This is a genomic window from Acidimangrovimonas sediminis, assembly GCF_002871005.1.
Taxonomy (GTDB): domain Bacteria; phylum Pseudomonadota; class Alphaproteobacteria; order Rhodobacterales; family Rhodobacteraceae; genus Acidimangrovimonas; species Acidimangrovimonas sediminis.
Genome location: NZ_PHSN01000024.1, coordinates 1 through 24,921 on the forward strand (window position 1 = coordinate 1; position 24,921 = coordinate 24,921).

Annotated in this window: 17 protein-coding genes; 3 read left to right on the top strand and 14 right to left on the bottom strand. The window is 63.9% G+C overall.

Going from position 1 to position 24,921, the window contains the following annotated elements:
- A partial coding sequence (locus tag CVV76_RS19535) for an integrase core domain-containing protein (RefSeq protein WP_146010332.1) occupies window positions 1-232 on the top strand: 232 nt, incomplete at its 5' end.
- A gap of 341 nt (window positions 233-573) precedes the next feature.
- Here the strand turns inward: CVV76_RS19535 and CVV76_RS19540 are convergent.
- Window positions 574-5,241, bottom strand: coding sequence for a hypothetical protein (locus tag CVV76_RS19540; RefSeq protein WP_146010333.1), 4,668 nt, complete (start codon window positions 5,239-5,241; stop codon window positions 574-576).
- An 82-nt stretch (window positions 5,242-5,323) separates the two neighbouring features.
- Entirely contained in the window at window positions 5,324-6,190 is an 867-nt protein-coding gene (locus tag CVV76_RS19545) for a DUF5677 domain-containing protein (RefSeq protein WP_102226378.1), read from the bottom strand.
- Between the two features lie 713 nt (window positions 6,191-6,903).
- Here CVV76_RS19545 and tnpC point away from each other — a divergent pair.
- Entirely contained in the window at window positions 6,904-8,514 is a 1,611-nt protein-coding gene (gene tnpC / locus CVV76_RS19550) for an IS66 family transposase (RefSeq protein ID WP_102226379.1), read from the top strand.
- A gap of 157 nt (window positions 8,515-8,671) precedes the next feature.
- On the opposite strand, the gene CVV76_RS19555 is transcribed toward tnpC, so the two are convergent.
- From CVV76_RS19555 to CVV76_RS19585, 7 genes are all read right to left on the bottom strand, one after another.
- Window positions 8,672-9,982: an MFS transporter gene (locus CVV76_RS19555; RefSeq protein WP_102226380.1), complete on the bottom strand. Its 1,311-nt coding sequence runs from the start codon at window positions 9,980-9,982 to the stop codon at window positions 8,672-8,674.
- A gap of 247 nt (window positions 9,983-10,229) precedes the next feature.
- Window positions 10,230-11,132: a LysR substrate-binding domain-containing protein gene (locus tag CVV76_RS19560; protein ID WP_102226381.1), complete on the bottom strand. Its 903-nt coding sequence runs from the start codon at window positions 11,130-11,132 to the stop codon at window positions 10,230-10,232.
- A 7-nt stretch (window positions 11,133-11,139) separates the two neighbouring features.
- Entirely contained in the window at window positions 11,140-12,723 is a 1,584-nt protein-coding gene (ahpF, locus tag CVV76_RS19565; RefSeq protein ID WP_102226382.1) for an alkyl hydroperoxide reductase subunit F, read from the bottom strand.
- Between the two features lie 78 nt (window positions 12,724-12,801).
- Complete coding sequence (ahpC, locus tag CVV76_RS19570) at window positions 12,802-13,365, bottom strand: alkyl hydroperoxide reductase subunit C (protein ID WP_102226383.1); 564 nt, start codon at window positions 13,363-13,365, stop codon at window positions 12,802-12,804.
- A 262-nt stretch (window positions 13,366-13,627) separates the two neighbouring features.
- Complete coding sequence (locus CVV76_RS19575; protein ID WP_102226384.1) at window positions 13,628-13,972, bottom strand: SPW repeat protein; 345 nt, start codon at window positions 13,970-13,972, stop codon at window positions 13,628-13,630.
- Between the two features lie 249 nt (window positions 13,973-14,221).
- Complete coding sequence (locus CVV76_RS19580; RefSeq protein ID WP_102226385.1) at window positions 14,222-14,971, bottom strand: Crp/Fnr family transcriptional regulator; 750 nt, start codon at window positions 14,969-14,971, stop codon at window positions 14,222-14,224.
- A gap of 134 nt (window positions 14,972-15,105) precedes the next feature.
- The gene (locus CVV76_RS19585; RefSeq protein WP_102226386.1) at window positions 15,106-15,618 is read right to left on the bottom strand and encodes a host attachment protein; all 513 of its coding nucleotides are present in this window, start codon (window positions 15,616-15,618) and stop codon (window positions 15,106-15,108) included.
- A 286-nt stretch (window positions 15,619-15,904) separates the two neighbouring features.
- Here CVV76_RS19585 and CVV76_RS19590 point away from each other — a divergent pair, with 286 nt between their 5' ends.
- Window positions 15,905-16,165, top strand: coding sequence for a BON domain-containing protein (locus CVV76_RS19590; RefSeq protein ID WP_102226387.1), 261 nt, complete (start codon window positions 15,905-15,907; stop codon window positions 16,163-16,165).
- Window positions 16,166-16,299: 134 nt separating this feature from the next.
- Here the strand turns inward: CVV76_RS19590 and CVV76_RS19595 are convergent, their stop codons facing one another.
- The 5 genes from CVV76_RS19595 to CVV76_RS19615 all read right to left on the bottom strand — a co-directional run bounded on the left by CVV76_RS19595 (window position 16,300) and on the right by CVV76_RS19615 (window position 24,463).
- A complete protein-coding gene (locus tag CVV76_RS19595) occupies window positions 16,300-17,607 on the bottom strand; it encodes a right-handed parallel beta-helix repeat-containing protein (protein ID WP_102226388.1) in 1,308 nt (435 codons plus the stop codon).
- A gap of 437 nt (window positions 17,608-18,044) precedes the next feature.
- The gene (locus tag CVV76_RS19600; RefSeq protein ID WP_158243198.1) at window positions 18,045-19,064 is read right to left on the bottom strand and encodes a NosD domain-containing protein; all 1,020 of its coding nucleotides are present in this window, start codon (window positions 19,062-19,064) and stop codon (window positions 18,045-18,047) included.
- A 73-nt stretch (window positions 19,065-19,137) separates the two neighbouring features.
- The gene (locus tag CVV76_RS19605; RefSeq protein ID WP_102226390.1) at window positions 19,138-20,535 is read right to left on the bottom strand and encodes a glycosyltransferase family protein; all 1,398 of its coding nucleotides are present in this window, start codon (window positions 20,533-20,535) and stop codon (window positions 19,138-19,140) included.
- Complete coding sequence (locus tag CVV76_RS19610) at window positions 20,532-21,977, bottom strand: glycosyltransferase family 4 protein (protein WP_102226391.1); 1,446 nt, start codon at window positions 21,975-21,977, stop codon at window positions 20,532-20,534. Before CVV76_RS19610 ends, CVV76_RS19605 begins: the two co-directional genes overlap by 4 nt.
- Window positions 21,978-21,979: 2 nt before the next feature.
- Complete coding sequence (locus CVV76_RS19615; protein WP_158243199.1) at window positions 21,980-24,463, bottom strand: O-antigen ligase family protein; 2,484 nt, start codon at window positions 24,461-24,463, stop codon at window positions 21,980-21,982.
- Between the last annotated feature and the right edge of the window lie 458 nt (window positions 24,464-24,921).

A 24,921-nucleotide genomic window follows, 5' to 3' on the forward strand; every position in this document is an offset into this window, starting at 1 on the left:
CCGATTACGCCATCTCAACGAGGAGATCTTCGACACCCTGGACGACGCCCGGCGCAAGCTGGCGCTCTGGCGCTACGACTACAACGCCGTCAGACCGCACTCGTCTCTGGGAAACCAGACGCCGCTCGAAGCGCGCCGGGCGCTTGAGCAATTTGAGGGCTCCGCGCCCGGCGCGCTTGCCCAGAAAGACCGCCCAGACTACCAATCTCAAACCCGCAGACTCTCGTTATGAACGAGGGACCCAAGGGGGGCAGGTCACCAATGGCGCATCAATGGCTCGATAGTCGGACCAGTTCGTCGTGCGATAGCGCGTGGGAGAGGGCTTCGGCATGCCGCCGATCTAACGCACTGGATTCGCGCAGTGAATCCTCATCACCGATATGTGCAACAAGCCCGATCCTTTGCCATGTGCCGCCGAATCTGGCGAAACGCGCGGCGTACCTCGGCCGCGGTGGCGAAGCGGGCAGAGCCATAAGGATTATTCACATGAAATTCCATGATTTCACCCGTTCTAGATATTCCATCACAACGGAAGAATATATCCCGATTTCCGAACGATGCTAAGAAATGCCGTCACTCTGTTACGAGATACACCTCGCCAGGCGCTTTGCTGCCGCAGAGCGTGCTTTCACGTTTTGACTTCCAAAGCTTGACCCTGCGCTCGATAGCGCCCCCAATGCTTGGCTCAAATCTTGAGATCGCCGCTCCCGACCGAACCACGCCCGGTGACCAGATGGCAAATCGAGCATCAACGACCTTCTCCAGCAAAACACTGAATCTCCAGAACTCCTCCGCAGAATCCGTGTTGCACAAACCTTCGAACCAGTGTTGCGCCCACCTGTTGCGATCATAGGCGAACTGCGCACTTTTTGCTGCCGCCCCAACAAACCCCTTCGCGTTCTTATAGTCTGCCAAAAGTTCTTCGGCCTTTGGTGATTGGAGCCCGAATCCAAGAACCATCAGCGCCCGAGCAACAACCGTCGGCACCGGGCTCTTGAGGCTATTTTGCACGTACCGCTCGAGAAAGGCTTCTTTCCCGCCATAGAGCGCAGCCATCACTTCTTGTGCCAGACGGTGGTCCGTCTCGGCAGCAGACAACCTTTCCGACCGCAGTCGGTCAAGGTCTTCGCTGTCAGAACTCGCCCATACACATATTGCCTCCAATGAGACTTCTGAGGGGCCGTGCACGAGGCTTACATATGCCCTGTTTCCCGAGAGGTGGCCGAACAGAGCTTTTGCAAGCGGGGGATCATAGAGGGACAAGCACTGCGCGAACATCAGGGCGAAGTTGTAGATGCGTGTGAGCTTTATGTGGTCGAGCGTCATAAGTACTGCGGCAAACTCAGCACCATGATCCCTGAGGCATGATACGTACGCTTCAACAGCGGCAAGCCCAACATCTTCGACAATCAGGCGGGCCTTATCTGCCGTGAGTGCAGCGTCAAACCGATCAAAGGACTGCCAGCCTTGTCGCTGGCGCTCCTGAAACTCTTCCGGCGTTTCCGAAAGTTGCTTGAAGAATGCCGTAGGGCCTTGTTTCTCTTCCGGCTCGGCAAGCGACAGAAGAGGTGGCCGATGATACCCCGTGCTCTCTGTCTGCTGCTCTACAATTGGTGGAGTGAAGGGGATCGGTACGTCGAGCGCTTTCTGAACAGCGCTTCCCAGCCGCGATCCAATTGCCGGTCGGACACTCTCTCCCAGCGTGGTAGCGGCCCTGCCATAAAGACGCGGTGTAATCCGATCCAGCGCCGCTTCAACGCTCAACAGGTCCATTTCGGCTCCGCTGATGAGCACGCTCGAACCATACCAGATTTCGAAGTGATCGTCCCGCGGGTGAAGCGTATTCGCGTCCCAGCCGGAGGTGATTATGCTTTTGGTGAGATCCTCGTATTTTCCGCTCGCGATAATGCTCATGGCGAGCGCACGTACCGACGAGTGTTCGCTCACTGCGAATTGAGCAACCAGTATTTGGCTGTGCTTTGTTAGCGAAGTCCCCGAGTGCGCGGCGAACATTAATGCCATCAACCCGCGGCAGTGATCGCCGGATTGCGCTGCGTGACCCAGTACCCGCTCCAGCTTTTCGGGGCTCGCCGGTCTGAGAACCTCCGCGAGCTTGAGCAGCGGCGGTCCGTGAGGGGGAAGTCCGGCTAGGGCCTCAAGTTGTTCATCTCCGTCGAGATGCGGCAATGCAATCTGGAGCGCATACTGTGCCGCTATCCATCGTTCTCTGCTGCCCCGGTCGTCTGACTCACGCGGGGAACTGAGTGATCTGGATATCTCCAGAAGCTTCGTGACCGTCTCCGCGTCAAGGAGAGCACAATGAGGTTCAAGCGATGTGACACCGATCATCAGGTCACTGTCGTCCCTCGACACAAGCGACTGGGCGATCCGGCGCTGCGTAGCGATAGCTGTCTCGGGATCGAACCGGGCGAGACCTGGGCGCGCATCCTTGACGAAATGATCTTCTGCGCCCATCGAGCGGCTCTTGAGGAGTTCCACAGCGTCAATGGACCTGTAACGCTCCGCTGTTTCATCGAGATTGTCCGGACGCTTCGACAGTGGATCGCACGGATCGGTGGCGCAGTACTTCTCGACAAGCCGCCAACCCTCGAACTTGGGGCGGTCCTTGATCAGCTCCACAACCAGTCGCTCTTCGAGGTCTGCTTCTTCGGCGGTGCTGATGCCACGCAGCACAGCAACCAGCGCCCATCTTCCCGTCCTCGATGTCTCGTCCTGCGTAAGAAATGCCGACGCAGAACGAAGGGCATCACGCGTCTCCGGCCAGTCTGAGCGATTAAATCGAACCAGCGCGAGAAACTCATCATAGGGGGCGTGAATGCTCGTGTTCAAGGCGTACGCAAAGCTATACGCCACAAGCTCTTCGGCGAAGCCGTTGAGAGGCATGCCCGCCAGCAATTCGAAAGCATGCTCGCTGAGCGAAAGCGGATCAAACCCCTCACAGAGGACCATCTTTTCCTTCAAGAACAGTTTCTCTGCCGTGGACAGGGAGGCGACATGTTGATCGAGCTCTTCTTTCTTCTTTTTGAGCTCAATGGCCGCCTTCTTTGGATCATCCCGAGAGAGTGAGCTAAGGACCCCGTATTCCGGATCAAGCGAATATGCTCTTAGCCAACTGGAAATGTGGTTTCCGATGATCTTCCAGCACACTGCATTGACGCGGCATTCTCTGAGTGCCGCCAACAACCAGTCCTTGTTTGGGGCATACCTGTTTGTCGTAACGAGGTCGAACAGAGCACACATGGCAGCATCCGTGGCATTACGCACCACAGCGGCGAAGGCGGGGTAGTTGGAGGTGTCAATGTTTTGTAGATGCAAAAACCCGCAAATCAATGCGCGTTTTATCGCCGGAGCGCATTTGTCATCGATGCTCGCGACCATTGCACCGGAGAACACGGCTTCCGCTGTTTTGTCGAGCGCCGCAATCGGCTCAATCAACTCGTCAAGCGCATCACTTACATTTCTATCGTTCCGCTCCGCTCTCTGTAAGGCTTTGATCACAGATAGTCCCAATGCCAAGGAGAGACCTTCTTCAGAAAGCGTATAAAGTGTGGCATCCTCCGGCAGAGACTTGAAAAAATGTTCCGCGGTTACAGCTAATAGCTCCTCGCTCAGTTGGTGTCCGCCGCTCCCGCCGTTCGCAAGGTTGAAGATCAGGCGATCCTCCCGCTGCTGCTGTCGCACGCGGCCTATGATCTCTTGCGCGTGCTGAGCCAGCCTCTTTGAAAACTGATCCGGAGTTTCGGCGCCATTGCCATCGCGGGCGCTCATGCGGATATGCTCGAAAAGAAGCCTCTCAACACTCAGCTCCGTGAAGTTCTCGATCCCTGAGGCATCGAGCAGATCAAATGCAATACTGAGGATTCTGGGGTTTTGCAGGCGTGCCAGTACCAGCGGCTTTACTCTTCCAGTGTCGATGCAATTTGAGGCCAGAATCTCATTTCGCTCAGCGGGCGTCCATTCAGGAACACGGATTACGTCAACGTTCGTGTGTACCCCTCTGCGAATCTGCTCGTCGAAGTAGGTTTCCCGAGAGGTCACGACGAGGACGCCGCCATACATCTCGACAACGGCCGCAGCGTCATCCAGCCATCGCGGCCAGGCGAAATCAGGTTGTTGATTGAGCCCGTCGACCCAGAGCACAAACCGGGGTGATGAGGTGTTGGGCTCCTCCTTCCAGTGTGCGAAGCGTGCCTCCCAGCGCTTGCGAATTACTTCCGTTTCACTCTCACCTGTTTGCTGGATCAACCTCGCGACAAGATACGGCGTCAGGCTCCCGTATGCGGCGACCGGCTTCAGATCGCTGGCGGGAATGATGACCATGAGGGGCCGGTCGTCGAGGCTCTGCCAGCTCTGAGCAAGCAGCCACGATTTGCCATGCCCTTCTCCGCCTACGAGTGCGACGATCTTATGTGACGGTGCCGATCCAAGACGCTCCTGTACCTGTTGAAGCAGTGCCGGGCGTTGACGCGCCTGCAAAGGACCAGCAGCGCTTGGTGCGAGCGCTTGTCCGAACAGCCCCTTTGCACGTCCTCGGTCCGCAAAGACGGAATCGAGCCACGCTCGATTTGCCCGTCTTGCATTCGCAAGAGCGTACGACGGCTCGTTAAGAGCTTCCTGTATCGCCGCACCTGCATCACCGAATTGCTGCGCGGCTTTGATAGTCCCAAGGGCGGCCTGTGCCTTCTGCAGGAGTTTCGCGTCATCGACATGCCGTTGCACGAACGCAATTGTTTCGTCGGCCGCCAAGGCACAGGCGGCGGCCAGGGGTGGTACGGGCGAAGCACAGGGCCAATCGAGCACGAGAATGCCGATACCATTCTTCTCAGCCGCGGACTTCATGGGCTCCAGCAACTGCGTGCTGGCTCCCTTAGTCGCGCCCAGGACCCAGAGGTCAGGGGGAGTGCTGCTGCCGATGAGGCGCGTGATCTTGGTCAGAACTTCGTTGTCGTTAATCGTCGTATCGTACCGCTTGGCTTCGAACGAGATGAAGCTGCCTGACGAGAATGTCGCGCCATCCATACCATTTTGAAGACCTGACTTTGCAAGGCGAAAATCCTGCCGGGCAATCTTTCCAAGAACAACTGCTAGCAGCCCCTCGAAACCGTCCGCACCGGCCGGCTTCAAGGCAAGGAGCGCAGCGCGAAGGTCGCGCAGCGCCGTTTCCAGTGGCGTGTCTATTTTATTGACCTGTTTTGCTTTCCTGCGCATATCATATTCCATCGCTGCTCGCCGCGCACGTCTATTCCATTGATTCGAAGCGAGGCGCGGAATTTTTGGCTCTCTTCCTACCTGAGCTCCAATCCTACCCATCATACATTTCGTCAAATTTCATAAATAGGGCCGCATTCAGGCGCTCAATCCACACTAGCAATCTTTCGGTGTCGTCGCCATACGCATCTATTCTTTGGAGCCATAGCCGAAAAGGCTTGTTGGTGAAGCGTATGGTTGGCGATACATACCGAATATCGGCAGGATGGCCGAACGGGTTCGGTGAGTAGCTGCCGTCGTCGTTACGAATGAGATACCAATCCAACGTTTCATTCCAAGAGCCATGAATCGACCCAGACATCATTCCATATGTGCAGGCATATAGGTCAGCGTGCACGACTTCTGCAAATATGTCGTAAAATGTCTTTCCCTGTACGCGCCAGCGATTTCTCTTTTGCTCTCCAAAATCTTGCGGTGTGAGACTCTCAATTTCCATCTTCTCGCGTATCGATTCCAGGAGTCGCTTCCCGGCCTTTGACTCGAAGAACACGGAACCGGCCTCAAGGTCGCGCAGGATTCGGAGATGATCTTTATAGGAACACCTTCTATAATCCTCGATTATACCACCTTCGCTGGTCATAAGGTGTGTGGCAACCACCGATGCCTCGATAAGGGGACGTTCAAGAATTCCAATAATTTCCGCATTGTTTTGCTCGTAGTACTTAATTATCTCCTTCAAGAGCTTCCAGACGCGCACAAGCAGGCCGAGAATAGGGGCATCATCCAGCGAAAAACCTGTCGGATTGCGCTTAACGTTTCTAATGCGGGTCAAACAATCGTAGATCTCCGCAACATCACGATAGAATGTAGTTGCGAAGCGGTTGATCTCCTCGATCGAGGTGATCCCATCTTTCACATACTCGGCGTCGTATTTCTCAGTGATTTGAAGAATCTCATCCATATGTCATTTTAGCAGCTCGGCGCCAGCGGCGGCACATCATTTTGACCTTTCGCATCCGGCTTCTCCGGACCGGGCTGTCGTGAACCGAGCCTGTAGTCTCGGCCTTCCGGCGTCCATCCCTTGCGCATCTACGGCCAACCGTGAACAGCTGACATCGCTTTCCTGTGTTGGGGCCTGACGGCCCATCTCCCGTCAAGACCAAGCCCTGCGCATCGGCTGAACTCGTTTCCCCTCCGCCAGCATGGGCGGAGTTTCCGTGCGCTTTTTCACAACCTGTCGCCGACACAGTTGGAATATTGGGGGTTTTCGGAAGAATTTCAATGAGTTGAGGACAGAGCGCTCGCCGCCTAGAACTTTGATCAAACGCTAAGTCGAAGGAAGGACAGATCATGCCCGGCAGTTAGCAAAAGGCCCTGCGAAGATGTTCCCGCATCTTCGTAGGGCCATCCTGAGCAGACCGAGGCCCGCTACAGCGTTGCTGCCAAACGGATAGCAGTCCTTGCGTGAATGCGCAACGGACCTGCTTGTGCCCCGGTTTTTCTCATCGACGTGACACCCCTCGGCGGCCCGCCCGCAGCTTCGATCGCCCTCCACGCGGACGGAGATCGGTGAGGCATGTCCGATCGTGTCTGCGCGCCATGACTCGGCGTGCTCCGGTTTGAGCCTTCGCCGCCCGGAAGCGGGCGGGGAACGACCCACACGAGGAAACCAGAATGACCATCAATCGCCCGGGGGGGCCTTCGCTCCCACCGACAGCTTCCGCACATCCGAATTCCAAGCCGCTGTTCGGAAGCACCGATGAAAGCCAGGCTGCTGCCGCTGAGCTCAACCCGATCGCAATGGTTTGCGACGGCATTCTCTCAACGCTGAATGAACTGCCGGAATGCCCCGAAACCGCGAAGACGACCGTCGCCGCGCGTATTGGCACGATCCTCTCGCTGTTCGGGGAGAGTGAGATCGAGGCCCGAAAAGCCAAGAAGCGGATCAAGGCGCTCAAAGGTGATTTGCGCCGTGTGAAAGAACAACTCGCGGTCTTGCGCCAGGAACATTTCGGACAAAGCTCTGAGAAGGATCAGGGCGGCGAATTGGATGCCGCAGACTTCCCGGATGACGAAGAGGATGAAGAACTGCAGCCCCTCGCCAAGAAGGGCAAGCGTCCTCGCAAGATGGCTGCTGACGTCCCGGTCCGCGAGATCCACCACTACCCTGAGGAGACGACCTGCTGCAGCTGCGGCTGTGAAATGAAGCCGATCAGCTCTTGGAAAAGCGTCCGGTTCGTGACGGTGCCGGAGCACGTCGAGGCCATTCGGGACATTTATCATACCTGCGCATGCAACCGCAGCGAGCTTTGCAAGGAAAACAAGCCGGTGGCAGCCAGGGCCAAAAACTACATCATGAAAGGCCGCAGCATCGACCCTCAACTGATCGCTGAGGCGGCGGTCCAGAAATTCTTCGAACACATCCCGACCTACCGTCTGGCGCGCCGCTTAAAAAACGCCGGCGTCAATCTGAGCGTCCAGACCATCAGCACGAACGTGATCCATGTCGCAAATTTCCTCGCGCCGGTTGTGGATGAATTCACCAAGCATGTGCGGTCTGGCTATGCGCCGCACATGGACGAAACGCCCCTTCGTGTTCTGGCCCCGGGCAAGGGTAAGTGCGATACTGGCTACATCTGGGTTATTTGTCGCGATGAGCGACGCTGGGATCCTGATGCGCGCCCGGCGGTGATCTATCACTATGCGCCTTCGCGGGCGGGATCCGTGGCCAAGGAAATGCTAGAGAAGGCAGAAATCCGCTTCCTGCATACCGATGGCTACGCCGTCTACTATGGGCTGCGCAAGGCCGAGGGCGTGAACGGCGGCGTTGAAATCGTTCGCTGCTGGGCCCATGCGCGTCGCAAGTTCCATGAGGCCAAAATCGCCACGAAAAGCCCGCTGGCCGCCCGGATCGTGAAGCTTATCAAGAAGATGTACAAAGTAGAGGCTGCCATCTCCGGGCTACCCCCAGAAGAGCGTGCAGCCCAGCGTCAGCAAAAGTCTCTCCCCATTCTGAACGATATCCACGCCAAGCTGGCCCAGAACAAGGATCTTGCCGCAGGCGCACTGAAACAGGCGATCAACTACACGCTGAAAGCTTTTGATGGACTTCAGCGCTTCATCTTCGACGGCCGGCTAGAAATCGACAACAACCCGCTTTACGGGTCATCCGTCCTTCGCCGACTTCCCGCCCGCGTGAGACCGGCCGCCGGGCGCCCTCGCTTTCATCCTCCCCGCATCCTTGGCGAGACGGTTTCGCAAATCCCGTGGATCGCAATGGGCTGACAAGGGCTTGTGCGGCCCTGTCCCACTCTGATCGCGACGCCGCGCATGTATCCGGCACGGGCGGCGCCGGCGGCACGGGGGCCGCATGGCAAAGGGGCGCGGCCACCGCCGGCCGCGCCCCGTTCCTGTGGTCTCTGCCAGCCTGGCCGCGACGGGCTCAGACGTGGTTGCGCTTGGTCGCGAGGATGCAGACCAGCGTGATCGCCGCCGCCGCCAGCATGTAGTAGCCGACGTAGTTCAGCCCGTAGTTATGTTGCAGGTAGGTGGCGATGTAGGGCGCCAGCGAGGCCCCCACGATGCCCGCGAAGTTGAAGGTGAGCGACGCCCCGGTGTAGCGCACCGGCGTCGGGAACGGCGCGGCCAGCGCGCCGCCGATCAGGCCGTAGGTGAAGCCCATCAGCGCCATCGCGATGGTGGCGAAGCCGAAGACGCCCCAGAACCCGCCGGTGAACAGCGCCGGCAGCGCGAAGGAGAAGACGCCGATCGCGACCGTGGTCCAGATCAGCACCCGGCGGCGGCCGAACCGGTCGCCCCAGACCCCGGCGAGCGGGATGAAGGCGCCGAAGACCACCGCGCCCCAGACCTGGATCTCCAGCGCGTCGATCAGGCTGACGTGGATGACCTTGACGTTGTAGGCCAGCAGGTAGGCGGTGCCGATGTAGAACAGCACGAAGGTCGCCAGCGCCACGAAGGTGCCGAGGAAGAGGCTGACCTTGTGGGTCCGGAACAGCTCGGCCGCGGGGACCTTGACGCGCTCGGCCTTTTCGATGGCGCGGCGGAAGGCCGGGGTCTCGGCGATCGACAGGCGCACCCAGAGGCCGATCGCGATCAGCACGATCGAGAACAGGAACGGCAGGCGCCAGCCCCAGCTGAGCAGCGTGGCCTTGGGCATGAAGTTCAGGATGATCAGGAAAAGGCCCGACGACAGGAAGAGGCCCAGCGGCGCGCCCAGCTGCGGGAACATGCCGTACCAGCTCTCCTTGCCCTTGGGCGCGTTCTCGGTCGCCATCAGCACCGCCCCGCCCCACTCGCCGCCGAGGCCGAAGCCCTGGCCGAAGCGGCACAGCGCCAGCAGCAGCGGCGCCCAGACCCCGATCGAGGCATAGGTCGGCAGGAAGCCGATGATCACGGTCGAGACCCCCATGGTCAGCAGCGCGGCGACCAGCGTCGCCTTGCGCCCGATCCGGTCGCCGAAATGGCCGAAGACCAGCGCGCCCAGCGGCCGGGCGAAGAAGGCGATCGAGAAGGTCGCGAAAGAGGCCAGCAGCGCCGTCATCGCGTCGTCGTTGGGGAAGAACAGCGCCGGAAAGATCAGGACCGCCGCGGTGGCATAGACGTAGAAGTCGAAGAACTCGATCGTCGTGCCGATCAGGCTGGCCAGCAGAATGCGGGCCGGGGAATTCACGGGGGACTCCACGGCCGCCGCGGCCGTCTGGAACGGCGCCGTGCTGGAGGTTGCGTCAGTCATTGTCTTTCCGAAGTTCTGTTTTCAGGGGGTCGCGACGGGGTCCCGAAGGGTTCGCGATCGAACCTGGGGGCGCTAACGCAATCTTGCTTCGCCGGAAACCTCAATCGTGTCATTTTGTTTCGACGCATGACGGGCATTCGAAAGATGCATGCCTCTTGCAGGTTCTCCTTCCCCGGCCGCGCCGCGGGGCGCGCCCCGTGGGCTTGCGTATTTGGGGAACAATGAACGGAGAGCTGGAGCGCCCGCGTCAGCCGGCGCGAAGAAGGTCCGAGGCGACCTGGCCGATGACGCCGGCGGCCTCCTCGAGGAAACGCGTCTCTGCCAGGCTGCGCCGCCAGAAGAGGCCGATCCGGCGGCGGAAGCGCGGGTCGCGGAGCGGCACGAGCGAGAGGTCGCCGGTGCCGCCGCCGTCGCGGCAGGCCAGCGCCGGCAGTAGGGTGATGCCGACGCCTGCGCGCACCATCTGCCGGATCGTCTCGAGGCTGGTGCCGCGGAAGCCGTCCTGTTCGGCCGCGCCGCCGAGCCGGCAGACCTCGAGCGCATGGTCGCGCAGGCAATGGCCATCCTCGAGCAGCATCAGCCGCTGGCCCTGAAGTTGGCCGGCGCCGATCGCCGGCTCGGCCGCCAGCGGGTGGGAGGAGGGCACGGCCAGCAGGAAACGTTCGGAAAACAGCTCCATCCCCGTGAGGTGGCGATCCTCGACCGGCATCGCCAGCACGGCGGCATCCAGCCGCCCCTCGACCAGGTGGCGGTGGAGGACCGCGCTCTTTTCCTCGGTGAGCAACAGCTCCATCCCGGGGAAACGCTGCATGAGGGCGGGCACGAGATGCGGCAGAAGATAGGGGCCGAGGGTCGGGAAGATGCCGAGGTGAAGCCTGAGGTTTCCCTGCGGGCCCAGCCGGGCCGTGGCCGCCCGCAGCTGGCCCACCTCGTCGAGGATTCGGCGTGCGCGCGCCACCGCCTCGGCCCCCGCCGCGGTGACGATCAGGTTGCGCGGCGCGCGTTCGAACAATGCGACGCCCAGCTCGTCCTCGAGCTTGCGGATCTGGCCCGAGAGCGTCGGCTGGCTGACGTTGCAGACCTCCGCCGCGCGGCGGAAGTTCAGGTGATCGGCCAGGGCGACGAGATACTCGAAGTCGCGCAGGTTCATCGCGGGGTCAGGCGGCCTTTTCTTCTGCGGTCTGGGCCTGATCCTCCGCCGGCAGGCGGATCAGGTAGTCGAAGGCCGCGAGCGAGGCCTTCGCCCCCTCGCCCATCGCGATGACGATCTGCTTGAACGGCGTCGTGGTGCAATCGCCCGCGGCAAAGACGCCGGGCAGCGAGGTGGCGCCATGGGCATCCACCACGATCTCGCCCCGCGGGGTGAGGTCGACCACGCCCTTGAGCCATTCGGTATTGGGCACGAGCCCGATCTGGACAAAGATCCCCTGCAGCGGCAGGTGGACAATCTCGCCCGAGGCGCGATCCTCGTAGTTCAGGCCCTGCACCTTGGCGCCGTCGCCCGTCACCTCGGTCGTGCGCGCGTTGGTCAGCACGGCCACGTTCGGCAGCGAATGCAGCTTGCGTTGCAGCACCTCGTCGGCGCGCAGCCTGGTGTCGAATTCGATCAGGGTGACATGCTCGACCAGCCCCGCAAGGTCGATCGCCGCCTCGACGCCCGAGTTGCCGCCGCCGATCACCGCGATGCGCTTGCCCTTGAACAGCGGGCCGTCGCAATGGGGGCAGAAGGCCACGCCCTTGTTGAGGTACTGATCCTCGCCCGGAACGCCCATCTTGCGCCAGCGCGCGCCGGTCGACAGGATCACCGATTTCGCCGTCAGCGTGGCGCCGGCCGCCGAAGTGACGCGGAAACCGCCCGCGACCTGCTCCAGCTTGGTCGTCTCGGCAGTCATGATCTCCACATCGTATTCGCGGACATGGGTTTCCAGCGCGCGGGCCAGTTTCGGGCCCTCGGTATGGGGAACGGAGATCAGGTTCTCGATCGCCATCGTGTCCAGCACCTGCCCGCCGAAGCGTTCCGACACCACGCCGGTGCGGATGCCCTTGCGCGCCGAATAGACGGCCGAAGCAGCCCCCGCAGGCCCGCCGCCGACCACCAGCACCTCGAACGGGGCCTGCGCGGTCATCGCCTCGGCCGCGCGGTCCGCAGCACCGGTGTCGATCTTGGCAAGGATCTCCTCGAGGCTCATGCGGCCCGAGGCGAAGGGTTCGCCGTTCAGCCAGACCGAGGGCACCGACATCACCTGCCGTTCCTCGACCTCGGCCTGAAAGGTGGATCCGTCGATCGCCACATGTTCGATCCGGGGGTTCAGCACCGCCATCAGGTTCAGCGCCTGCACCACATCGGGGCAGTTCTGGCACGATTGCGAGAAATAGCTTTCGAACCGGAAGCTGCCGCCAAGGGCGCGCACCTGATCCTGGATCGCCTGCTCGGTCTTGGCCGGATAGCCGCCGACCTGCAGGAGCGCCAGCACGAGAGAGGTGAATTCATGCCCCATCGGCAGGCCCGCGAAGGCAAGGTGGATATCCTGCCCCGGGGCGTTCAGTGCGAAGGACGGCACGCGCGCGCCGCCCTCGACCCGCTCCACCGTGATCTTGTCGGAGAGCGTGCGGATATCCTCCAGAAGGCCCATCATCTCGGCCGACTTGGCACCGTCGTCGGCATAGGCGGTGATCTCGACCGGGCGCACGAGACGCTCCAGGTAGGATTTCAGCTGGGTCTTCAGGTTGGAATCGAGCACGGGCGGTCTCCTTCGGGAAGGGGCGGGTCTTGGAAGGGTCCCGGCGCCGCGAACGGCGCCGGGGTCGTCAGGCGGCGATCAGATCTTGCCGACGAGATCGAGCGAAGGCGCCAGCGTCTCTTCGCCTTCCTTCCACTTCGCCGGGCAGACCTCGCCCGGATGCGCACGGATGTAGCGCGCGGCCTTGATCTTGCGCAGCAGGTCAGATGCGTCGCGGCCGATGCCTTCGCAGGTGATCTCCATCGCCTGCACCACACCGTCGGGATCGACGATGAAGGTCGCGCGGTCGGCCAGGCCCTCGGCTTCGCGCATCACGTCGAAGTTGCGGGTCAGTGTGCCGGTCGGGTCGCCGATCATGGTGTATTCGATCTTGCCGATGGTTTCCGACGAGTCGTGCCAGGCCTTGTGGGTGAAGTGGGTGTCGGTCGAGACCGAGTAGACTTCGACGTCCAGCGCCTTGAGCTCTTCGTAATGGTCGGCGACATCGCCCAGCTCGGTCGGGCAGACGAAGGTGAAGTCGGCCGGATAGAAAAAGAAGACCGCCCATTTTCCGACCACGTCGGATTCGGTCACCTCGATGAACTTGCCCTGCTTGAAGGCCTGCGCCTTGAACGGCAGGATTTTGGTGTTGATCTTCGCCATCGGAAATTCCTCTCTTTGCGGTCGCAGCATACCTAAGCACGCCGCGTCGCAGCGTAAAATCGATTGACTCGCCGTTTTTGATAGGAATTTCCTATTGCAGCCGAACGCCGCGATTAAGTCGATTAAAATCAGTTAGTTATGAGAAAATCCGCCAGGCAGTACGCCAGCGCATAACGGGGCTTCCCTGATGGCATGGCTACACCTTCCGCCGCCGCACGCCGCAGCCGCAACCGCGAAAGGTCATGGCTTGCCGAGGCGGGCGCTATCGCCCGGTTTCGGTAAGCGAGAGGACCGCCATGACGAAGATCACGGCGCCCGCCCCAGCCGACAGCCATGTCAGCAGGGTGTCGCCGGAAAAGCCCAGAACCCAGGGCGCCGCTGCCAGCCAGGCCCCGGCGACAAGGGCGATCCATTCCTCCCAGACCGCATCGGTGTAAAGCGCGAGCGCCGCCGCCAGCGCAGCAAGCAACCCGGCCGCGCCGAAGACCGCCGTCAGCGTCCAGCGCGGCAGGCCCTCGGGGGCCTCGATCTCCCACAGCAGAGGCACGAGCGCCAGCATGAGGCCGGTTCCCAGAACGATCCAGTCCTGCCAGTGCGTCCGTCCCATGATGTCCTCCCTCGCGACGTCAGGCAGATCTCCGTGCCGGTGCCCGCAGGCTGGCACGCCCACCTTGGGCGGGCATTGACGGCGATCATCGGGAAAGCGGCGTGCAGGGAGGGACGAAAGTGCAGGACGAGCGACGAAGGGGCGGAGCCCTCCTCTGGCCCCGCCCCCGATCGGCCCGCCCTCCCCGGCGCGCCGATGATGCCGGGCACAGGATCCGCCCGGCAATTCCAGTTGCGACGCCCGCGCCGCTCAGAAATCGGCGTCGAGCGCCATGTCCTGCCCCGCGGCCTCGACCAGGCCCGAGAGGGTCAGCACGTCGACGTCATAGGGGTCGTTGATACGGATGATGCCCCGGCGCTCCAGCTCGTGGAACGCCCGGCTGAGAGATTCCGGCCGGGCCCCGAGGTAATGCGCAAGGTCCTGGCGCCGGATCTCCAGTCGCAGGTTGACGCGGCCGCCCTCGGCCGCCGGGTTCCAGCCCTCGCGCCGCTTGCGCCGGCACAGGATGAACAGGAAGGCCGCCAGCCGCTGAACGATCTTGGGCCCGCCCAGCACCATCACCCATTCCCGTGCGGCGTCCAGCTCGTCCAGCACCTCGACGAGGAACATGTGTTCGGTCTCGGGCGAGCGGCCGACGATGTCCTCGAACACCTCGCGGTCGCAGACCCGGACGACCGAATCCGCCAGCGCCTCGATGCGGTAGCCCGACAGGCCGTCGAAGGCCCGGCCATACATGTCGGCGGCGACCAGCAGCCCGACGATATGGCGCCGCCCGTCGGGCAGTTCCTTGACCATGCCCAGAAGCCCCTCGACCACGTAGCCGACATGACCGGTGTCCTCGCCCTCGGCCAGAAGCACCTCTCCCTGCGCGACGTTCCGGCATTCCCAGACGCTTTCAAGCTCCGCCTGCAGCGGCGCCGGCAGCGAGTGCATCAGTCGCGTGAGCTTGTCGAGAGGCCGGCCCTGTGTGGCGGCAGTCGTCACTTGAACATGTCGCATGGTCTGATCCCGTGGCTTGGTCGGGCAGCCCCCTGCCCGGTGAAATCTGTTCTCTGGAAGATGCAAAAACGGAAAGTTCAAAAACAATCGTCTGAAAATATACGATTTTTACTTGTTATCCACAACGGTTTTCATCAAAGGTCGCGCCCCGGCAAGACGTCGATCCGCCCCCGCAGCGCCGCGGCGATCGCGCTGCGCATCAGGTCGGGCGGAAGGTCGATCAGGTTCTGGTCGAATTCGGCGATCACGGTCTGCCGAAGGTGTACCGGCATCAATGCCAGGAACCGTGGCAGCGTCTTCGGCCCGGCGAACACCGCCAGCCCGTCGAAGTCCCCCGCGACGCGGTGCGCCTCGAGAAAATCCGCCACCTGGTGCAGGAAACCCAGGTGATCCACATCCAGCGCCCGGCGCCAGATGGTCCGCTGCGCGAAATTCTCGCCGAAGCCGACGAATGTCTCTTCCGGCGGCGCCAGTTCCGGCGCCCTGAGCAGCGCGCTCATGCGCCTGCGGCTCGCCCTCAGGGCGATCTGCCGCTCGCCCGGATCTCCCGTCGGCGGATAGCGCCGCAGGATCTGAGCGTTCGAGGAATTCATCACAAGAATCCATACTCTTGCGTCTCCCATTGCCCACCTCACCAGGCTACGCATTTACACAATGCGACATGTGCAGCTACGTGCATTGATGGCGCGCAATGGCCCCGCGTTGCGCGCCGTCAATGAACCGTGGGGGTGATTCGCTCCAAATAGGGGTGTTCCCGGTTGACCGGCTGCTCGCACGACCGCTCAACCCCAGAGCCTGTGATCGCCAGCCGGGAACAGGGCGCCGCCGCCGTCGACGTCCAGACTCATAGCGGCGGCGCCCGTTACCCGCAGGCACGCGAAGGCGTGGCGCGGGCGTGAACGTAAGCAGTGCTTGCATCAGCGGGAGGCGAGGATGAATGCCATCTACCCCGGAGTGTCGCAGGACGAGGCCACCGACGATATGGACGCGGTGATTGCCCGGCACGCGGCCAGCCGGCTGCGCTGGAACACCGCGGTGCCGCGGGATGCGGTGCGGGTCAGCGTAACCGGGGGCGTTGCAACGCTCGAAGGGGTCGTCGAGCGTGCTTACCAGAAAGATGCCGCCGCGCTGACCTTGCGCGGGCTCAAGGGATTGGTCCGTGTCGATAATCGCCTGGAGGTGCGCCCCGGGTGAGCCGCTCGCACATCATCGTCCCGTCCCGGAATGAAGACGCGCCCGGACAAAGCCGGGCGCGCCGCCGTGCAGGGCACGTCGCGTGGGATGCGGCGCCGGGCGCCGCGGTCTGGTTTCCGTGGAACCTGCCGCGATCAGGCGGCCCAGAGATCCTCGGTCCACAGCATGTCGGAAGTGACGTCGGACGCCGACAGCATCGTCTCGGCACCCAGCGTGGAATCGCTCAGACCACCGCCCCAGCCGTAGCTGTCGTCGTAGTACGGACCGCTGACGCCGAGGAAGGTGTTGTCGTGGATGTCGTCACCGAGCGAGGCCATCTGGTACGAGGTGTACTCGTTGGCGATCGTCATCCCCGCGGCCGGCGAACCGTTGCGGTAATATTCGCTGTCGCCGGTCTCGAACAGCGTGTTGCCGTAGGCCGAGATGTACTGCGACTTGTCGAAGTACATGTTGACGCTGAAGTCGTCGTAGGCCGTGTTGTTGGCGAAGACGACGTTGGTCGAGGACAGAGCACCGAACCCTTCGCCATAGTTGTCGAAGGAATAGTTGCCGGTGACGTTGGAATCGGACACGAGATCGACGCCGATCGCCTGCGCCCAGCCCGAGCTCGCGCTGCGCGACTCGTTCTCCAGCACGGTGTCATGCACGACGTTGCCCGAGATCGTGATGTTCGAGGCGATGCCCGGCTGGTCGGCGCCGGCGTAGATGCCGCCGCGCTGGGTATCGTGCACGAGGTTGTCGAGGATCTGCACGTTGCTGGCGTCCCAGACGCCGATGCCGGTGCGGCTTGCATTCTCGACTTCGAAGCCCTGGAAGACCACGTTCGAGGCGGTGATCGACACCAGGTCGGTGTTGCTCCCGGTGCCCGAGCCGTCGATGACCGGGTGTTCGCCCGGATAGGCCTTGATCGTCAGCGGCGCGTCGGCGGTGCCGCCTTGCCAGATGTTGACCTGCCCCTGGTAGGTCCCGCCCCGAACGAGGATCGTGTCGCCGGCATGCGCCTGGCTGATCGCCGCGTTGAGCGTCGCCAGCGGATCCGAAGCCGTCCCCGCCCCGTTGTCGTTGCCATCGGTCGCAACGATGAAGGTGGCACTGTTGATCAGCGACTGGTCCGCGGCGGACAGGCCGCTTGTGGTGCTGGTCGTGGTGCTGGTCGTGGTGCTGGTGGCTGCGGTGGTCGTGTCCGCGGCCGTCGTCGTGCTGGTGTCGACGGTCGAGGTGGTCGCGCTGTCGGTGGTGAGCGCCGCGCTGCTGGAGCTTTCGCCCAGCATCGAGGTGATGGAACCCGTGTCGACGGTTGTCGTGTCGGCCGTCGTGCCGGAACTCGTGTCAGTTGTGGTATCGGTCGTCGTGCTCGTGTCCACGGTCGAGGTGGTCGAGCTGCTCGAACCGAAGTTGAAGTGGTCTGCGTGGTTGTACCAGTGATGCCAGGATCTGGCCATTCTCAGTTTCTCCTGCGGAATAGGGAGAAGCGGTGTCAGCGCTTCTCCACGACATTAAGGGCGAACGCGCCCGAACCTTGGAAGAACTGCCGACCTGCCTAGTCGTCGGGTGAAGGCAGGGTAAAGACTGCGAGGCGCACCCACGATGCCGTGGGTGCGGTTCCGCCGAAACTGCTGCGCGCAGACGGCGGAGCGGGGCCGACCTATACCTGCGTGACAGGGGGCGCTCTTTTGCGCACTTGACAAGTTTGAACGAACAAGACCCCAAAATGTGCAAACCGCCCCTACATGACGTAGTTCCGTGTTACGAAAAGACTACATCAAGGGGGTGATCCCGGTCCAGATTCTCGCTCGGGTTTCGCTGCAGAAACCGGGGCCCCGATCCGGCGGGGCCACGCAAACGCCGCCAAGGCGCATCGGCCAGGCCCCGGAGGGCATCAGCAGCGGATGACCGCGCCGCAATAATCGGATTTCGCCGGCCGGATCCGGATCACCCGGGCGATCCGTGCAAGCAGCTGGTCGACCGGCATCCGCGAAACGATCTCGTTGGGTGTGATCCAGCTGTCGCTCAGCCCGCCGCCGGCGCCGTAATAGGCGTAGTGCGGCCTGTCGACACCGATCAGCGTGTTGCCCTGCACCACGATCCTTGTCGAGGGCAGCATCAGGCGGGTGTATTCGTTGGCGATCAGGATGCCGTGTGCCGGCCGGCCGGCACGGTAGAAATGGCCGTCGCCGGTGGTGAAGACGATGTTCTCGCGCACCTCCGTCTCGGGCGCGTTGTCGAGGTAGATGTTGACGCTGAAATTGTCGGAGACGACGTTGCGCCGGATTGTGGCCCCGCGAGTCGACAGCGCGCCGATGCCTTCGCAATAGTTCCTCTCGACCAGGTTCTGTTCCACCAGCGTGCCGTCCGACAGGTCGACCGCGATCGCCCGCGCCCAGCCTCCGGCCCAGGCCCGGGCGGCGTTCTCGCGGCAGTTGGAATAGATCCGGTTGCCGGCGATGCGGTTGTACCCCGACAGGCGCGCGCGCTCGGCGCCGACCCAGATCCCGGCGCGGCGGCTTCCGGTGACGGTGTTGGCAAGGATCGTCACGTCCCAGGTGTGCCAGGCGCTGATGCCGCTGCGCGAGGCGTTCACCACCGCGAAGCCGACGAAGCGAAGATGCGATCCGATCAGTGTGACCAGATCGCTGTTTGCGGGCGACCCGGTACCGTCGAAGGTGACGGTGCCGGGTCTTGCCGGCCGGATCGTGATCGGCGCGCCGGTCTTGCCGCTGGCGCGGAACCGCTGCGGCCCGCGATAGGTGCCGGGCGCGACCAGCACGGTATCCCCGGGCCGCGCGATCCGGGCCGCGTCGGCAAGGCTGCCGACCGGCGCTGATGCGGATCCCGACGCCCAGGACTTGCCCCCCGGCGCGACGTAGAGCGTTCGGGCGGGCACATTCGTCGCGAGCATCGGCATTGTCACGGAGACGGCAAGAAGAAGAGCAAGCCGGATCATCGGTCCCTCTGGCACAGGCTGTATCGTATCACGCACTCTCCTTCGAAAGCGCGCGGGTCAGCATCGGGCCCTTGCGGAGCCGCGGTTTCGTCTGGGCGCTGGCCAGGCAGGCGGCGACGTTCCGCCTCCACCGCTCGCGCAGCACCTCCGGCGCGTAGCGGGCCAGCGCCCAGTTCCGTGCCGCGCGCGCGATCGGCGCGCGGTCGATCCGTCCCTCCCTCAGCGCGGCCAGGATCCGCGCCAGATCCTCGGCGCCCTCCCAGGCAAGCACGTTGGTGCCGGGGGTCAGCCCCATTCCCTCGAGCGCCGAGGCATGCGCCAGCACCAGCGTGCCGTTCAGCGCCGCGACGATGATCTTGGTCTTGACGCCGCCCGGGGTCACCGCCGGCACCACCAGCGTCTCATAGCCCTGCAGGGCGGTGTCGAGGTCGTCGATATAGCCCCGCACCCGGATCGCTCCGGACAGGGCGGCGGCCTGCTGGGCGGTAGCGGTGCCGATCACGTCGAGCGTGAAATCCCCGATCCCCCGGGCCCTGAGCGCCGGGATCACCTGCCCGTCGAACTGACGCAACGCCACGAGATTCGGCCCGTAGTCGAGCCCGCCGAGGAACACCGCCTCGCGCGCGCGGCGCCTTTCGTCCGGGGCGCGTGCGGGGCCGGCCACCGCCATCGGCGTGTCGGTCACCGGCCGGCCGCTGCGGGCGGCAAGCGCGGCGGCCTCGGCCTCGCTCACCAGCGTGGTAAGGTCGGCCAACCGCGCGACCGCGGCCTCGCGCCGGGCAAGGATGCGCGATTCCCGGCGCAGGATCAGCGGCTGCACCTGCCGGGCGACCTGCACCAGTCGCCGGATCAGCGGCGCGGAATGGTAGCCGAACAGGTTGTCCGTCCGCTTCCCCGCCCCGGCGAGATAGCCGTAGCGCTCTGACAGCAGATCATCGAGATCGGCGATCCACGGAAGGCCCGACCGCGCGCCGTAGCCCGCGGTGCGGACCATGTCGGTGATCACCAGATCATAGCCGTTCCAGGCCACCAGATCCGCCACGATGCGGTGCGCCCGGCTGCTGTCGTAGAGCGCCTCGTTGATCGCGCGCCGCCCCAGCGCCAGCGCCAGCACGCCGTTCACCAGCAGTTCGAGCGCGGTCGGCAACGGCAGCCTCAGGTAGACCGCGCCGTCGTTCGGGTCGGGGCCCGGCCCCGAAGAGCTTCCGAAATGGCACAGCGTGACCTTGTGGCCGAGCGCGGTCAGGCTGTCGACGACGGTCCGCAGAACCATCTTGCGGCCCGACATCCGCCCCCGCGGATCGCGGGTGCAGACCATCAGGATACGCAGCGACCGACCCGGATCCTGCGCCACCGCAAGGGGCACCTCCCCCGCCGCGCCCGGCCCCCGCCACGGCGCGGTCTTGTCCACATTGGCGACGTTCATTCGATGCTCCTCGCATCCGGGGCGGGGCGAACCGATTGCCGGATCAGGCCCAGAAGGCGCTCGGCGTTGCGGCACTGGTCGAATTCCGCCTCGACGAGGCGGCGCCCGGCCTGCGCCATCCGCGTGGCACCCTGCGGGTCGGCGTGGATCGACGAGATGGCGCGCATCAGCCCGGGGATATCGTTCATCTCGAACAGCAGGCCGGTCTCGCCGTCGCGGACGATCTCGGGGATGCCGGTCAGCCGTGTCGCCACCACCGGAAGCCCGTGCGAGAACGCCTCGACGATCACGGTCGGCAGGCCTTCTGTCTGGTTGCGCGCCCCGATCCGGCTGGGCACCACCAGGACCGAGGCTGCCCGCATCGCTTCCTGCACCGTCTCGTTGCGCTGGCGACCGTGGAAGGTGACATGGCGCCGGATCGGCAGGGTCGTGGCCAGCTTCTCAAGCCGCTTGCGCTCGGGCCCGTCGCCGAGGATGTCGAGCTGCCAATCCTTCAGGGCCAGCCGCGACATCGCCCGTAGCAGCAGATCCACGCCCTTGCGCTCTTCGAGCGAGCCGACGTAGAGCAGCCGGAAAGGCGCGCGCCCGCGCGGCGCCGGCAGCGGCGCGGCGCCGGGATAGGTGCCGACGTGGATCACCTCCGGCGGGTGCGCGGCAAGTGCCGGCACGTGGCGCAGGATGAACGCCTTGTTGTAATCGCTGATCGTGCGCACGAAGGCCGCCTCCGGCAGTTTCTCGGCCAGCAGCGCTTGGGTCTCGAACAGGTCGTGCGCATGGCTCGACAGGCTGAACGGGATGCCGGTCATGCGATGCGCGATCCAGGCCGCCGTGGTCGGATGCCCGGCATAGGCGGCATGCACGTGATCCGCGCCCCAGCGCCGAAGCTCATCGGCGATGCGCAGGGACTTCGGCAGGATGAAGAACGACTTGAGCAGCATCGACGGATCGTGGCGACAGCCGCGCAGGATATCCTTCACGATCCGGCGCAGCCTGCCGTCGCGCCCGCGCAGACCGCGCCAGAGCGAGGCCAGCACCTCGGTCGACATCAGGTAGGGGTAATCCGTCGCCCAACCCAGGGTCGGGCGGGCGAAATCGTGCACCGTGTCGCGCTGGTTGAAATGGGTGAGGTGAAAGATCCTCACGTCGCAATCCAGCGCGCTGAGATCCATCACGTCGCGCATGATGAAGGTTTCCGTGGTCTTCGGAAACTCGGTCACGATCATGGCAAGCTTCAGGCGCCGGGCCGGAGCCGCCTTCGCAAGCGGGGCCGGGCGCGCCTGTGACGAAGTCGGCGTGTCAGCCCCCGTGTTGGCCCCCGCGTTCGCCCCTGTGCCAGCCCCCGGGCCGGTCTCGGGCGTGGCGCCCGGACGTGGCATCGCCCCGGCCCGGCGCACCTCGCCGGGGCTGCCCGCGGGGCTGCGGGCGTAAGTCCCTGTCGCCATGGTTACGCCCCCTCGCCGCGGCGGGCCGGCTGATGCGAGGGCAGCGCCCGCGCGAAGATGGTGAACAGCAGGATCAGCAGTGCCGCGACCACGGCGCTGGCCACCGCCGACGTGGCGATCCTGAGCGCAGCAGACGGCCCCACCGGATTGCCCTCGGCCGGGCGCTCGTCGGCGACCTCGACCACGGGCGAAACCTCCTTGCGGAAGGCTGACTCGATCATCCGCGCATCGCGCTCCTTCACCAGCAGAGACAGGCTGTTGTTGAGCTCGGAGATCCGGGTCTCGACCGGTTGCAGCGCCAGCGTCCTGGCCAGCGCCCCCGCGTCGTCACCCTTGGACTGCGGCGCGGCGTCCTCGGTCGTCCCGTTCGAGATCTTCTGCAGCCGGACCTCGGCCGCAGTCCCGGGCGCGGCGGTCCTGAGCAGCGTTTCGCGTTCACGCGAAAGCGCCGCCAGCTTGGTCCGAAGGTCTGCGATGCGGCCATCGAAGAAGCCTTGCGAATCCTGTTCGAAGAGGCTCCGGCGGCGGTCGAGATAGGCTGCGACCTGGGTGTTGAGCAGGAGGTCCGCCACCGCCGGATCGACGCTGCGGGCCGAGACGGTCACCATCGTCGCGCCCTGCACCCGGGTCACGCGGAACGCGTCCGACACCTGATCCGCGGTCATCCGCTTGGGCATTCCCGCCGCCGTGTTCGCGGCCGTATTCGTGGCCGTCTCCATGGCCTTGTCTGCGGACTTGTCTGCGGTCGGGGCATCGCCCGCCCCCAGGTCGCCCGAGGGCCAGACGGTCGCCGCGGTCTGGACGTAGAGGTCATGCGCCGTCAGCAGCCGCATCTCGGTGAAGAGGGCGTTGTCGAGGGTCATCATGACGTTCGCCCCCCAGTCGCGCCGCTGCTCGCCAGGGGCAACGGGGAAGTATTCGCGCCCGAAGCGGTAGATCAGCGTGGTCTGCGCCTCGAAACTGCGCGGCGTCCGGTTCACCTGCCACAGCCCGATGCCGGCACCGGCCAGCGCGAAGATCAGGATGACGGGCCAGCTGCGCGCCAGCAGACCGGTAACGGAAAAGACAAAGTCGCGATCGTTGTTCATGGAAGGTCTCCTGGAAGCGAGGGAGGAAGAATCCGCCGCCGCGCCAAGGCGGACGGCAGACCAGGCCGAGAACAGCAGCGCCACGTCGAGCCAGAGAAACCTCTGGTAGGCGCCGTGCAGGAAGGTCGAGGTGAAGAGAAAGCCCGCGGTGCTGAGCACGATCGCGGCTACCAGCGCGGCGGCGTCGCGCTGCCCCTCGGCCAGCAGACGGCGCCGTGCCCGGAGGGCGAGCACCAGCGCGGTGCCCACGAGCAGCGCGAAGAGGCCGAGGCCCAGCAGTCCGCCTTCGGCCAGCGTCTCGAGATAGAGGTTGTGCGCCTCGCCCGGGGCGCCCGGGTCCAGCCCGTGTCGCCGCGCGATCTCGGGGTAGAGGCTCTTGAACTGGCCGATGCCGACGCCCATCAGCGGGTTCTCGGTGAACATGTAAAGGGCGGCGCGGATCACCGACAGGCGTTCGGCCAGCGCCGGGTCGGGCACGAATTGCCCGCCGGTCAGCAGCGACCAGCCTGCCTGCCACATCTGCGACACCCGCTCGAGATACGCCGCCGGCAGCACGACCGCGGCCAAGCCCCCCAGCGCCACGGCGCCGGTCCCGAGGTACAGCGCCGAACGGCGCCCCCCGAGCCACAGCACGGCAAGGACACCGACACCGACACCGGCCATCCCGACCAACGCACCGCGCGAATAGGTGAAGACGGTGGTGACCAGGACCGCCAGAACCCCCGCCACGGCCAGCGCCCGCACCGCCCTGCCCCGCCCGATCACCGAAAAGACGGCGACAAGCGGCAACCCGAGAACCAGGAGCTGTCCGTAGAAATTCGCATCCGGCAGCGGCCCGGTCAGGCGCCAGCCGTCCGACTGGCCGACCACGATCTGCCGCGTCACCGCGTTGGCGAAGCCGCCGAAGCTGTGCTCGAACCCGTGGGTCGCGTACTGGACGACCGACAGCGCCGCGATCAGCCCGATCGCCGCAGCCGCCGCGGCCACCGTGGCGCGCAGTCGGGGCAGCGTGGTCAGGAACCCGGCGAAGATCACCAGGATCAGCAGGTCCTTCGACAGCTCCACCACCGCCGCGCGTGCAAGCTCCGTGTCCGGCGCCGCGCCCATCGACCAGGCCCGCCCGAAGAGATAGAGCGCGACCGGCGGCAGCACGACAAGCGCGCCCTCGGGCCGCTCGTGCCCGACCGCAAGGCGCAGCAGCAGGAGCAGCAGAAGCAGGGGCACCAGCGTCGCACCGATCGGCGGCAGATGCCACGTGTCGGTGGCCACGTCGGCTGCGTTGGAAAAGACGATCGCGGCATAGGCGGCAACCAGCACGGTGGGCCGCATGAAGCCAACCCAGACCACGCCCGCGCCCAGGACGAGGACAAGCGCATCGGGCGCGCCGATGGCGGCCATGACCCCGGCTGCAACCAACAGGACGAGTGCCAGAAAAGGTGACGCAAGGGCCGGCTGCGCCAGCCCGGTTTCCCGAGAATACATTTCCCTTCCACCCATGCGAAATGTCCGTTCCGCTAAATCTTCCGGACCTGTCAATTCATCTTTCTTTCAGGATCCGGCGGGTTCTCCGTGGAAATCACGTCGACGCCGGCCCTGCTCTTCCTGGTCGCCGAACCGGGCGACAGAAAGAATCGATCAATACCGCTAATCAGAATACATATGAATTGCGAATTGAATAGATAAAATATTTTTCCCGCAAAAAAGCCGCGGCAAACACCACTGTGACTGCCTCACCGCGGCAGCGCGCCGGAGGCTGAAGGATTAGCCGCAAAGTGGGAAACAAACTGTTCGAAGGCAAAGCTTTACAACGATAAATCAATGGATTTTCAGGCGCAGCAGGCGTGCTGCACCTGCGC

Bases quoted from the DNA above. Each gene is read 5' to 3' on its own strand.
- CVV76_RS19540 (WP_146010333.1), bottom strand. From the start codon at position 5,241: ATGGAATATGATATGCGCAGGAAAGCAAAACAGGTCAATAAAATAGAC.
- CVV76_RS19545 (WP_102226378.1), bottom strand. From the start codon at position 6,190: ATGGATGAGATTCTTCAAATCACTGAGAAATACGACGCCGAGTATGTG.
- tnpC (WP_102226379.1), top strand. From the start codon at position 6,904: ATGACCATCAATCGCCCGGGGGGGCCTTCGCTCCCACCGACAGCTTCC.
- CVV76_RS19555 (WP_102226380.1), bottom strand. From the start codon at position 9,982: ATGACTGACGCAACCTCCAGCACGGCGCCGTTCCAGACGGCCGCGGCG.
- CVV76_RS19560 (WP_102226381.1), bottom strand. From the start codon at position 11,132: ATGAACCTGCGCGACTTCGAGTATCTCGTCGCCCTGGCCGATCACCTG.
- ahpC (WP_102226383.1), bottom strand. From the start codon at position 13,365: ATGGCGAAGATCAACACCAAAATCCTGCCGTTCAAGGCGCAGGCCTTC.
- CVV76_RS19575 (WP_102226384.1), bottom strand. From the start codon at position 13,972: ATGGGACGGACGCACTGGCAGGACTGGATCGTTCTGGGAACCGGCCTC.
- CVV76_RS19580 (WP_102226385.1), bottom strand. From the start codon at position 14,971: ATGCGACATGTTCAAGTGACGACTGCCGCCACACAGGGCCGGCCTCTC.
- CVV76_RS19585 (WP_102226386.1), bottom strand. From the start codon at position 15,618: ATGCGTAGCCTGGTGAGGTGGGCAATGGGAGACGCAAGAGTATGGATT.
- CVV76_RS19590 (WP_102226387.1), top strand. From the start codon at position 15,905: ATGAATGCCATCTACCCCGGAGTGTCGCAGGACGAGGCCACCGACGAT.
- CVV76_RS19595 (WP_102226388.1), bottom strand. From the start codon at position 17,607: ATGGCCAGATCCTGGCATCACTGGTACAACCACGCAGACCACTTCAAC.
- CVV76_RS19600 (WP_158243198.1), bottom strand. From the start codon at position 19,064: ATGCTCGCGACGAATGTGCCCGCCCGAACGCTCTACGTCGCGCCGGGG.
- CVV76_RS19605 (WP_102226390.1), bottom strand. From the start codon at position 20,535: ATGAACGTCGCCAATGTGGACAAGACCGCGCCGTGGCGGGGGCCGGGC.
- CVV76_RS19610 (WP_102226391.1), bottom strand. From the start codon at position 21,977: ATGGCGACAGGGACTTACGCCCGCAGCCCCGCGGGCAGCCCCGGCGAG.
- CVV76_RS19615 (WP_158243199.1), bottom strand. From the start codon at position 24,463: ATGGCCGCCATCGGCGCGCCCGATGCGCTTGTCCTCGTCCTGGGCGCG.